The organism is Sphingomonas sp. (assembly GCF_030145815.1).
Taxonomy (GTDB): Bacteria; Pseudomonadota; Alphaproteobacteria; order Sphingomonadales; family Sphingomonadaceae; genus Sphingomonas.
This window is the reverse complement of record NZ_JAIXHL010000054.1, coordinates 1-10,579: the sequence shown is the minus strand read 5'-3', so window position 1 is coordinate 10,579 and position 10,579 is coordinate 1. Positions and strand designations below refer to the sequence as shown.

At 61.9% G+C, this 10,579-nt stretch carries 10 protein-coding genes; all 10 read left to right on the top strand.

Annotated features, from left to right (window positions below):
• Positions 1-182 precede the first annotated feature (182 nt).
• A complete protein-coding gene (locus KYX69_RS22390; protein ID WP_300501582.1) occupies positions 183-1,415 on the top strand; it encodes a site-specific integrase in 1,233 nt (410 codons plus the stop codon).
• Positions 1,402-2,280: a hypothetical protein gene (locus KYX69_RS22385; protein ID WP_300501581.1), complete on the top strand. Its 879-nt coding sequence runs from the start codon at positions 1,402-1,404 to the stop codon at positions 2,278-2,280. Before KYX69_RS22390 ends, KYX69_RS22385 begins: the two co-directional genes overlap by 14 nt.
• A gap of 174 nt (positions 2,281-2,454) precedes the next feature.
• Positions 2,455-2,628 carry a helix-turn-helix domain-containing protein gene (locus KYX69_RS22380; protein ID WP_037487227.1) on the top strand — a complete coding sequence of 58 codons (174 nt, stop codon included), beginning with the start codon at positions 2,455-2,457 and terminating at the stop codon, positions 2,626-2,628.
• 111 nt (positions 2,629-2,739) lie between these two features.
• Positions 2,740-3,288: a hypothetical protein gene (locus KYX69_RS22375; protein WP_300501580.1), complete on the top strand. Its 549-nt coding sequence runs from the start codon at positions 2,740-2,742 to the stop codon at positions 3,286-3,288.
• A 207-nt stretch (positions 3,289-3,495) separates the two neighbouring features.
• Positions 3,496-3,867 (top strand): hypothetical protein, encoded by a 372-nt coding sequence (locus KYX69_RS22370; RefSeq protein ID WP_300501579.1) that lies wholly within the window; start codon positions 3,496-3,498, stop codon positions 3,865-3,867.
• The gene (locus KYX69_RS22365; RefSeq protein WP_300501578.1) at positions 3,864-5,705 is read left to right on the top strand and encodes a type IV secretion system DNA-binding domain-containing protein; all 1,842 of its coding nucleotides are present in this window, start codon (positions 3,864-3,866) and stop codon (positions 5,703-5,705) included. Before KYX69_RS22370 ends, KYX69_RS22365 begins: the two co-directional genes overlap by 4 nt.
• Positions 5,705-8,467, top strand: coding sequence for a MobF family relaxase (gene mobF / locus KYX69_RS22360; RefSeq protein WP_300501577.1), 2,763 nt, complete (start codon positions 5,705-5,707; stop codon positions 8,465-8,467). Before KYX69_RS22365 ends, mobF begins: the two co-directional genes overlap by 1 nt.
• Positions 8,468-8,562: 95 nt before the next feature.
• Complete coding sequence (locus tag KYX69_RS22355) at positions 8,563-8,928, top strand: BlaI/MecI/CopY family transcriptional regulator (RefSeq protein WP_300501576.1); 366 nt, start codon at positions 8,563-8,565, stop codon at positions 8,926-8,928.
• Positions 8,925-10,250 (top strand): M56 family metallopeptidase, encoded by a 1,326-nt coding sequence (locus tag KYX69_RS22350; protein ID WP_300501575.1) that lies wholly within the window; start codon positions 8,925-8,927, stop codon positions 10,248-10,250. The genes KYX69_RS22355 and KYX69_RS22350 overlap by 4 nt, the downstream gene beginning before the upstream one ends.
• An 87-nt stretch (positions 10,251-10,337) precedes the next feature.
• A partial coding sequence (locus KYX69_RS22345) for a hypothetical protein (RefSeq protein ID WP_300501574.1) occupies positions 10,338-10,579 on the top strand: 242 nt, incomplete at its 3' end.

The following is a 10,579-nucleotide window of genomic DNA, read 5'->3' as shown; positions in this document are numbered from 1 at the left end:
TCCCTCCTCCGCTACCAATTTTCTGTTTGGCGAAGGTCGCCAAAGGTTGAAAAAACCCCTGATTTCCGCTAGTTTAAGGGCATTCGCTGGCTGCCAGCGACCGCCTTTGTCTGCCTGCAATTGTGGAAGATGGGGGCCTAATCTGGGGGCTTTGAGAGGCCCCCATGGAAGCGAGGCCCCCAATGGCACTAACCGACACCGCAATCCGCAACGCCAAGCCCAAGGAAAAGCCCTATAAAGTCTCAGATTCGCAGGGTTTGTATCTGTTGGTCAATCCAAGGGGCAGCAAGCTCTGGCGCGTCAAATACCGCATGAACGGCGTGGAGCGGAAACTGGCACTGGGGTCTTACCCTGAAATCACGCTGGCCGAGGCGCGTTCGGCGCGCGATGCCGCCCGGAGGCAAGTCGCCAATGCGGTTGATCCCAACTTTGCCAAGCGGCAGGCCCGGATCGAAGCGAGTATGCGGGCGGAAAACAGCTTCGCGAAAGTGGCGGAGGAGTTGATTGCCAAGCGGGAAAAGGAAGGCGTATCGCCGCGCACATTGGAGAAATATCGCTGGCTGCTAAAATTGCTTGGCGATGAGTTCGGACGCAGGCCGGTCTCTGAAATCGGTCCTGCCGAATTGCTGTATGAGATCAAACATCACGAACGGCGGGGGCGCTATGAAACCGCCAAGCGGCTGCGTTCTTTCGCCAGCCGCGTGTTCCGTTATGCCGCCGCCACGGCGAGGGCGGAGCGCGATCCCGCTCAACTGCTGTTGGGCGCGCTCATCCAGCCAAGGGCCAAGCATTTTGCGGCGATCACCGATCCGGTCGAGTTTGGCGCGTTGCTCCGGGCCATTGAGGATTATAGTGGCGACCCGGCAGTCATGCACGCGCTCAGGCTGACCCCGCACCTGTTTCAGCGTCCCGGTGAACTGCGACAGATGGAATGGGCAGAGATCAGTTGCGACAAGGCGATTTGGACGCTTCCGCCTGAAAAGATGAAAATGCGGCAGCCCCATGCGGTGCCGTTGTCGCGGCAGGCGCTGGAGATTCTGGAAAGTATGCGCACGCTAACCGGGAAAGGGAAATATGTGTTCCCATCGGTTCGGACGCGAGCGCGCCCAATCTCCGAGAATACCGTCACCGCTGCGTTGCGCCGCATGGGTTATTCCGGCGACCAGATGACCGCGCACGGTTTCCGCACGTCCGCATCCTCGCTGCTGAACGAATCCGGCAAATGGAACCCCGACGCCATCGAACGGGCGCTGGCGCACATGGTGGCCGGTGAGGTCCGGCGCATCTACAACCAATCCGCCTATTGGCGCGAACGTGTTGCAATGGCGCAATGGTGGAGCGACTATCTGGAAGAACTGCGGGATAACGGCAATCAGCCTCCCATTGGGAGAGGATCAGGCAATGAATCACGATGACGACGACCGCTCACTTCGGAGAATTTCGTTACGAATCCTCAATGAAGATGAACGCGAAGCTCAGGACGAAGTTGACGGGATAATCCAAGGCGTTGACGGGTATCTTGGGAAGCAATCTCGCCTGTATGCGTGGCCGATCCCCATCACTATCGCTTTTCCACTCTTCTTCCTGATAATGTCCCGACTGGCTTCGTTATACTCGAAAACTTGGGAAAATACCCTCTTCGGGATGGCTATCCTAGCCTGTTTCCTTCCCTTCGGTATCCTATGGTATTGGCGGCGCGATCAATACGGAAGCGGCAGGCTTTGGAAACCACGCGAGGCGATCTATGCTGGTGCCAGCGACGAGACGAAGGAAACGCTTGAAAGGCTTTTCGCTTATCTACGGCTCGATAGCTCCCCGAAGATTTATTATCTGGATAGGAAAGGGGCAGAGCAATATCTGGATCGCGGCTATGTGTTCGGAAGCTTGCGCGTTCTTCTATTGTCGAACTTCGCCGCAGTCCGGGCCTTGTGCCTGTCTCCCGATGGAAAGCGAATCTCGGAGGTCATCAAGGTCGATGCGGACCCCGATGAGGTTATCAAGGAACTCAGCGTCAAGCCCAAGCGTGCGGGAGGATCGGGCCGGAACATAAAATACGCCTACGCCGAGGCTATTTTCGACCTGCGCACCGATCCGATGCTGGACACGCTGGACCTGAACGACGAAGCGGCTGCGACGCGTTCCATCACCGACTGGCTTTTGGAATGGTTCCAAAGCGCTGCCAATGTGTCCGCTGACGTGCCCGACCGCAAATTATTGATCCCCTATGCCAGAAAAATTTTCAATCATTTGAAGAATCGCCCTTCACCCGAAGGCCGCTGACAGCCGTTTTCCTTTTTTCCGAATCGGCGGGACATTTTTGCCGCGCGCCATTTGTTTTCTGACCAACGCGTCATTGGCGGATTTTTGCGGCTTTCCCATTACTGGACGGTCCACAGGCAATCATGTGCAACTTGGAATGTCTCTGGCCGCGAGTCGGCAAGCAAGGAGACGCACATGGAACCCATTGCCATATCCATCAATGACACCGCCAAGGCGCTGGGCGTTGGAAGATCGTCGGTTTACGCGCTGATAAAGTCCGGTGGACTGGACGCCATCAAGATCGGCAGGCGAACGCTGCTGACCACGGAATCCATCCGGCGCTTGGCGCAGTCCCGAACCGTCATCTGACCCGCAGGCGCTCCACGGCCCCAGCCTTTTGAGTTGGCGGGCCGCTCCGCGCCTGCGTGCCACCCATCCCATGACCCCGAACAATCGTGAGCTTTCACGAGAGGAGCTTCTATGTCTGTTTTCCACCGCGTTCTGGACCGCATCGCCGATTGGCGCTGGACGGGCCGCAAGATCAATCTGCGTTTCGTCGCAGAATATCGCACCGCCTGTTTCGCCTTGCCGATCATCAACGGGATTCTTGCCGAGGACGAGGACGGCGAAACCTTCCGCGCCGCATTGACCGACTGGCGCAGGGCCGAACGCCCGCCGCTCGCCCTCTATCATGGTGAGACCAGCTTTTGCCGGATCGACGGTCCGCGCCAGTGGGTGAAGGACCGTTCCTTTCCGCTGGGCGGGTTGATCCTCTCCCCCGGCGTCACCGCGCACCTTGATCCGTTCGAGGCGCGGGAACTGCAAGAGCATATGGAATGGGCCATCGAGCAGGCTATCCGGCAATGGATCGCCGACCATGACCTTCACGACCTTTCCCCGGTCCCGGTGGAGTTCGGCCGGCGCAAGGCCGACCGCAAAGCCAAGGCGAAAATTGCGGACTGGGTCGCGCGGCAGGAGCGCATTCGGCCGGTTGCCGATGACGACGCGGAAGGGCCGGATCATGGTTGAGCCGGAGCGCCGGAAGGCAAGGTTGCGGGGCTGCGATGCTACGCATCGAGCCAACAATTCAGATACACACCTCACGCACGGGTGCATCCAGCTTTTCTGCGGGTTTGACGGGATGCTGATGGCATCGCACCAAACGCCGGAGCAGAGAAGCGGCAGGATTCCGCCCTTTCCCGCGATGGCGGATAGCATCTCGCCGGGAACGACACGATGAGCGCCCGTGCCCAGACGGTGCGGCTCACCCCGGCTCAACACCGCACCGTTGCGGGCTTCGCCAAGACCTACGGGTTAAGCGAATATGCGATGCTCGCCCGTGTCGTGGACTCAGGGCTGGCCGCCCTCGTTCACGGCGCGGGCAAGGGGATCGACGCCCGCGAGATCGTGACCGAACTTGCATCGGTCAGCACCCGTATCGTGGATGTGGAACGGATGCTGGACCGAGCCTTGTTCACCGCCTGCGCCGCCTATTGCTACGCCCGCAACGCGGCGCTGGGCGCGCGCACGAATGACGACACCATCACCGCCGAGATCAACGCGGCCTATGACCGCCAGCGGCGGCTTTCACAGGAGAAGCGCCCATGACCGCGCGCAGCCAACCCCATGACCAGCGCATCCATGCCGACGCCTTGCGGAAACAATATCGCGGCAACCAGTGGGACCGCTTCAAGCGGCATTGCGTCATCATGGCGTCATCGGTCGCCCTGGGCGCGGTCGCCGTGCCCTATGTGATGCTGGACGAGGACCGGACGGATGCCATCGCCGCCTATGCCACGGCGAAGGTCAAGCTGGCCGCTACGTTCGGCAGGAACGCCGACGCGCCTATCAGCATCCGGTTCCGGGGCCGGACCTATGACAATCTCTCCGCCCGCGCGACCATCGCCCATCCCCGGTATCGCCAGTCGGTTCACCTCGCCTATGATTATGCCATACGCGGCGGATGTCTGGGCTTTGCCGCATGGCTGTCCGGCCTGTTCCTGTTTCATGGAACCATGCGGCGGCGGCGCGAGCGGGCCTTGCGGGATCGTGTCATCACCGGAACGCGGGTAATACCGGAGAAGAAGCTGGCGAAGCTGACCGCCAAGAACGCCGGTCCCCATGCGCTCGCCATCGGCACGGTGCCGATTCCCGCGAGGCTGGAAACCCGGCACATGGCGATGATCGGCACGACCGGCAGCGGCAAGACCACAGCCTTGCGGCAATTGCTGGACGGGATCGAGGCGCGGGGCGAAGCCGCCTTGGTGTATGACACCAGCGGCGAGTTCATCGCGCACTACTATAATCCGGCGCGCGGCGACATCATCCTGAACCCCTTCGATGATCGGTGCGCCTTCTGGACGCCATTCGCCGAAATCGCCCACCCCGCCGACGCCGCCCGCATCGCGCAACAGTTCATCACCGAGACGAGCAGCCATGACAATGACGTGTGGCTGGAAACGGCCCGCATCCTTGTCGCCAACATGCTGCGCGACCTCTGGAAGCAGGACAAGCCCGGCTTGGCCGACCTGCTGGCGATGTTCCAGAACATGACCAAGGAGGAACTCAAGGAACGGCTGAAAGACACATCATCGGCGCGCACCTTCGCGGAGGATGCCGACCGGGCGACCGGCAGCGTGTTGTTCATGCTCGCCAAGGCCGCCGACCTGATTCAGTTTCTCCGCGTCGAAGACAGCGGCGGCAAGCCCTTCGCCTTCCGCGACTTCATCCACGGGCTGGACAAGCGGACGGGTGCGAAGCCTTGGATATTCGTTCCGCGCAAGGAGGATTATTTCGAGGCGTCGAAACCCTTGCTGGCCTGCTGGTTGGAATGTGCGGCCAGCGCCGTGCTGGGCCTTCCGCCATCCCCCGACCGGCGCATATGGTTCGTGCTGGACGAGCTGGCCGATCTTCCCTGCGTCGATAATCTGGCGCGGCTGTTGCCGGAGGGGCGCAAGTTCGGCGCGGCGGTCGTGCTGACCTTTCAGGCGCTGGGCCAGATGCAGAACCGCTATGGCCCACAGATCGCAGAGTCGATGCTGGGCTGCTGCAACACCAAGCTGTTCCTACAAACCATCGACGCGGAAACCCGGCAATGGGCGAGCGATGCCATTGGCAGTCAGGAGGTCGAGATCCAGACCATGACCGACGCGCTGGCCGATGGCGACAATGACCCTCGCACCACCTTGGGCCGGATACGCAGGGAGCGGCCCGCCGTGCTTGAAAGCGAATTGCGGCTTCCCGCATATCAAGGGTATTTGCTGTTTCCCGATGGCTTGCCGGTCGCGCGGATCAGCTTGACCGCCGACCACATCAAAAGACGCGGGCCTGCCCGCCAGCCCGGATTCATCGCGGGCAAACCGGACATGACGCTTTGGGAGAAAATGGGGCTGGCCCCGCCCGAACCGTCGCCGCCGCCATCGCCCGCCAGTCAGGGGCCGGTGTGATGGTCGCGTCCGTTTCCGCGCTGACCAGTTCGGCGCAGGCCGCCAGCTATTATGAGGCCGACGACTATTATTCCAAGGGCGGATTGTCGCCTTCCGAATGGCAGGGCGCGGGCGCGGAGGCGCTGGGCCTGTCCGGCGAGGTGGACCGCGAGCAGTTCCGCGACTTGCTGGACGGCAAGGTGGCGGGCGGGCAGCTTGGCACTTATCGCGACGGCCAGCTTGAGCATCGCCCCGGCTGGGATGTGACCCTGAGCGCACCCAAGTCGGTGTCGATCATGGCCGAGGTCGCGGGCGACCGGCGATTGATCGCAGCGCATGGGCAGGCCGTCAGGACCGCAATGGCCCATGTCGAGAAGCATATGGCCGCCACCCGTATCCGGGACGGCGGCACCGTGACCCGCGAGGCCACCGGCAATCTGGTGATCGCCAGCTTCCAGCATGGCACCAGCCGCGCCCAGGACCCGCAGCTTCATACCCATAACGTCATTATGAACGCCACGACGGGCGAGGATGGCGCGTGGCGCAGCCTTGAACCCCGTGCGCTCTACCAGCTTCAAAAGCAGATCGGGGCCATCTACCGGCAGGAACTGGCGTTGAAGGTCCGCGAACTCGGCTATGAGATTGAGACGGGCAAAGAGTCCATGTTCGAGATCAAGGGCATATCCGGTGAGGTGCTCGCCGCGTTCAGCACCCGCAGCGCCGAAATCGAGGCGGCATTGGCCGAACGCGGCACGTCCCGCGATGCCGCTAGCGCGTTGGAAAAGCAGGTTGCCGCGCTCGACACCCGCGAAGCCAAGGTTGCCGCCGATCATGCGGACCTTGTCGCGGACTGGCGCGAGACGGCTAGCGGAGCCGGGTTCGGGCCGGAGGCGCGGTTGGCGATGGTCAGGGAGGCGGAGGCCAAGGCTGCCGGCCCTGCCCATCGTGCAGCCTTCGACATGCAGAGCGACGGAGCCGCACCCCGCGCCGTCGCCCATGCCGCTGACAAGCTGGGCGAACGCCAGTCGGTGTTTTCCGCAGCCGCCTTGCAAGAGGAAGCCGGACGAATCGGGTTGGGCAGGATCGGTTATGCCCAGATCGGCGCGGCCATCGACGCCGCGGCCAAACAGGGCGAGTTGATCGACCGGACCTTTCAGGACCCGCGTGGTGCGGAGTTTGCCGGGTTCACCACCCGCCAGAATGTCGAAACCGAAGCCAAGCTGTTGCGGATCGAGGCGGAGGGGCGCGGCGCGCTGGCTCCTATCGCGTCGGACCTTGCTGCCGCTAAGGCTATCGCCAGCGCATCGGCGCAGGCCGAGCGCGCAGGCTATGGCTGGAACACCGACCAGCGCGCCGCCACTGCGCAGCTATTGACCAGTCGCAACCGCATCACCGCCGTTCAGGGCTATGCGGGCACCGCCAAGACCACGACCGTTCTCGCGACCTTCGCCCGCGAGGCCGAAGCGCGCGGCGTGTCCATAGTGGCGCTTGCGCCGACCGCATCGGCGGCGATGGTGCTGGGCGAGGCGCTGGACACCCGCAGCGATACCGTAGCGCGGCACCTGTTATCGCCGGAGCGGCCCGATCCCGCCCGCCCCGCCGCGTGGATCGTGGACGAGGCATCGCTTTTGTCGGCGCGCGATACCGCGCGGCTGTTCGACCTGGCCGACAGGCATGATGCCCGCATCATCCTTGTCGGTGACGTGAAGCAGCTTGGTTCTGTCGAGGCGGGCGCGGCGTTCGGGCAGTTGCAGGGCGCGGGCATGGAAACCGCCAAGCTGGCCGAGATCGTGCGGCAGACCAATGACGCCACCAAGGAGGCCGTGCTGGCCTCTATCGAGGGGGACGCGAAGAAAGCCCTTGCGGCGCTGGACCGGGGCGGCGGGCAGATCATCGAGAACGCCGACCGGGCCGAGCGGTTCGCCGCCATTGCCGAGCGATACGCTGGACTCGACAAGGCCAGCCGCGCCCGCACTCTCGTTATCGAGCCGTCGCGCGAGGGGCGCGATGCGCTCACCGCCGATATTCGCGATGCCCTCACCAGAACGGGGGCACTCACCGGCCCCGCCGTTGCGGTGGAGAGCCTTGCCAACAAAGGGCTGACCCGTGCCGAGGCGCGCGACTCGTTGAGTTACGACAAGGGCGATGTGGTCAGGTTCACCCGCGATTATGCCGATAAAGGCGTGACGCGCGGGGAAGCCTACCGCGTGGAGAACACCGACCCGGCGAAAGCCGCGATAACCCTGAAATCGGAGGATGGCCGCGAGGTGGATTGGCGCTTGCGGCAATGGGGCGCGGGCAAAAGCCAAGCGTTCGCGCCGCAGCCGATGGACCTGAAAACCGGCGATGCCATCCGGTTCACGCGCAACGACCGCGAGGCGGGCCGGATCAACGGCGCGCGCGGCGAGGTGATCGCGGTGGACGAGCAGACCCGCACCGCCATCATCCAGACGCCGGACGGCAAAACCGAAACGCTCAATTTCGATTCCGCACGCGACCGGCATATCGCCCATGCCTATGTTGATACCGCCTTTGCCGCACAGGGGCGCACCGCCGATCATGTGATGATCCACGCCGACAGCGCCGCGACCAACCTTGTCGATCACAAGAGTTTCTATGTCGGCATTTCCCGCGCCAAGGAATCAGCGACTATCTTCACCAATGATCGCGGCAAGCTGGTGTCCGCCATAAGCGAACGAACCGGACAGGTGCAAACCGCTATCGCTCAGGCGGTCATGCCCACGCCCGTAGCTGACAAGGCGGCGGGGGCCGGGTTGGGGTAAAAGGACACGAGCGGACCGGTGAATCTGGAACTTTCCACATTGACTACATCTGTAGGCATGATACCTACAGATGTAGTCAATGGGGCAGAAAACGCATGGAGCGAATAACCGACGCCGAAACTGCTGTCATGATGGTTCTGTGGCAGGACAGTCCGCTCACTGCGCAGGATATCATGGATCGCGTGCCCGCAGAGAAGGGTTGGTCTGCCAACACTGTTAAAACACTTCTCGCGCGTCTCGTTGCTAAGAAGGCTATCGCGCACAAGGCTGATGGACGACGTTATCTCTATCATCCGCTCATCGCTCACAAAGATTATGTTGCTGGAGAGTCGCGACTGCTCATTGATCGACTGTTCGGCGGACGCTTGATGCCTCTTGTGGCACATTTTGTCGAACGCGATGCTGTCAGTGCCGAAGAGATCGCCGAGATACAGGCCCTTCTCAGGGATTTTAAGGCATGACGTCCCTTATCGCTTGGGGCATTTGGACGCTTCTCGCTTCGAGCGCGTTAATGGTGCTGGTCATCGCGATTCGTGCGCCTGTCCGCCGTTGGTTAGGACCGCGACTGAGTTATTATTTATGGGCATTGCCGACGATACGGATGATCTTGCCGCCGCTGCCCTTGCATGGACCTGAGGCTCTGCTCGCAAAGCAAACGTCCAGCTTCGGCACGTCCATCCTCTTCATTGGTCCCCGAGGTGCGCTGGACTCTTCGCTCGAACCGGGACTGTCATCAATCGGCACGACACTGTTTGCCGTCTGGCTTGCGGGAGCCGCCGTCCTCCTGAGCACTTATGCTATCCGCTACTTCGTATTTTGCTCCCGATTGCGTCGGGAAGGTGCGGAGATCGGTTCCTTGGGTCGGGTGAGTATTGTCGCGGCCGATATCGAAGGACCGCTCTCGTTTGGCGTTTTCCGACGTTTCATCGTGGTGCCATGCACATTTGCACGGGATTATGATGCAGATGAACGGGATTTGGTGTTCGCGCATGAGATTGCGCATCACCTGCGAGGCGACCTGATCGCCAATTGGGTGTCGCTTTTCGTCTTGGCAGCGCATTGGTGGAACCCCGGTGCATGGCTCGCCATCCGCGCGTTCCGCGAAGATCAGGAATTTGCGGTCGATGCACATGTTTTGGCCTCAAGGAAGCCGGACGCACTTCCTCTTTATGCCCAAGTTCTGGCTAAGGCCGCAGGTATCGGCACCTTGCCCGCATGTAACCTCAAGGCACAATCCAACCTGAAAGGCAGATTGATAACACTCAGGCAAAGGCCACGGTCGAACAGGTGCCTCGTGTTCGGCGGTGTTGCGCTCACCTTGCTGGGTGGCGGCGCGCTTGCCGCCACGGCGCCTGGCACCTCCGGGAGGGCGACCAGCAAGCAGGTCGTGACAATCGGCGTGAAGCCTGACGGTTCCGGCGGATTCGCGCTCATCGTGGATGGTATGCCTGTCACGCTCGGCGCGCCGCTGCCCGGAGGAATGACCTTGCCAGCGGATTTTTCACCGGGAGGCGGGTGCGACCTAGCACGGACCGCGACGCCCGTTGCGATGGTCATAAAGGGAAGCGGCGGTGTCCAAACATACACGGTCATATGCGCAAGCGCGACACCCGCCCCGGTCCACGCGACGCTGACAGAGGGGCTTGCCAGCTTGCAGGCCATCCGCTCTTCGGTCGCCGCTCAGCGCACGCCAAATTTCCCAGAAGCAGAACGTGCTCATGCCCTACGAGCGATCGACAACTCCATCCGGGAAGTCGCGGCAACACTCGTTGCGAACAACTGAAAGCCGTCATGCGCCTCCTACCAAGTGCGAGCGTTGGCATGACATCCGCTGCCCTGAGGCGGCTCGATTATTAGGAGCATCAATGCCATGATCTTCAAACGGGGCCTTCTTGCATGGCTGTTCATTGCGTTGGGCGTCAGTCCTTTGCAGGCACAATCTGATCCTGTAGGCGCTGTTTTTCAGGAATGGCTCACCGCCTTCAATTCCGGCGATCACAGCGCGATCCGAAAATTTTACGGAGAGCATCTGGACGACCCGGATGCTGTTTTCCCGCTCGAAAACGCTGAGGACACCTGTGGGTTCGACACCGTGCGCGTGGAATCCCGGAC

What these genes read in the sequence shown, in the direction of transcription:
- KYX69_RS22390 (WP_300501582.1), top strand. Translation starts at nt 183, where the DNA reads ATGGCACTAACCGACACCGCAATCCGCAACGCCAAGCCCAAGGAAAAG.
- KYX69_RS22385 (WP_300501581.1), top strand. Translation starts at nt 1,402, where the DNA reads ATGAATCACGATGACGACGACCGCTCACTTCGGAGAATTTCGTTACGA.
- KYX69_RS22380 (WP_037487227.1), top strand. Translation starts at nt 2,455, where the DNA reads ATGGAACCCATTGCCATATCCATCAATGACACCGCCAAGGCGCTGGGC.
- KYX69_RS22375 (WP_300501580.1), top strand. Translation starts at nt 2,740, where the DNA reads ATGTCTGTTTTCCACCGCGTTCTGGACCGCATCGCCGATTGGCGCTGG.
- KYX69_RS22370 (WP_300501579.1), top strand. Translation starts at nt 3,496, where the DNA reads ATGAGCGCCCGTGCCCAGACGGTGCGGCTCACCCCGGCTCAACACCGC.
- KYX69_RS22365 (WP_300501578.1), top strand. Translation starts at nt 3,864, where the DNA reads ATGACCGCGCGCAGCCAACCCCATGACCAGCGCATCCATGCCGACGCC.
- mobF (WP_300501577.1), top strand. Translation starts at nt 5,705, where the DNA reads ATGGTCGCGTCCGTTTCCGCGCTGACCAGTTCGGCGCAGGCCGCCAGC.
- KYX69_RS22355 (WP_300501576.1), top strand. Translation starts at nt 8,563, where the DNA reads ATGGAGCGAATAACCGACGCCGAAACTGCTGTCATGATGGTTCTGTGG.
- KYX69_RS22350 (WP_300501575.1), top strand. Translation starts at nt 8,925, where the DNA reads ATGACGTCCCTTATCGCTTGGGGCATTTGGACGCTTCTCGCTTCGAGC.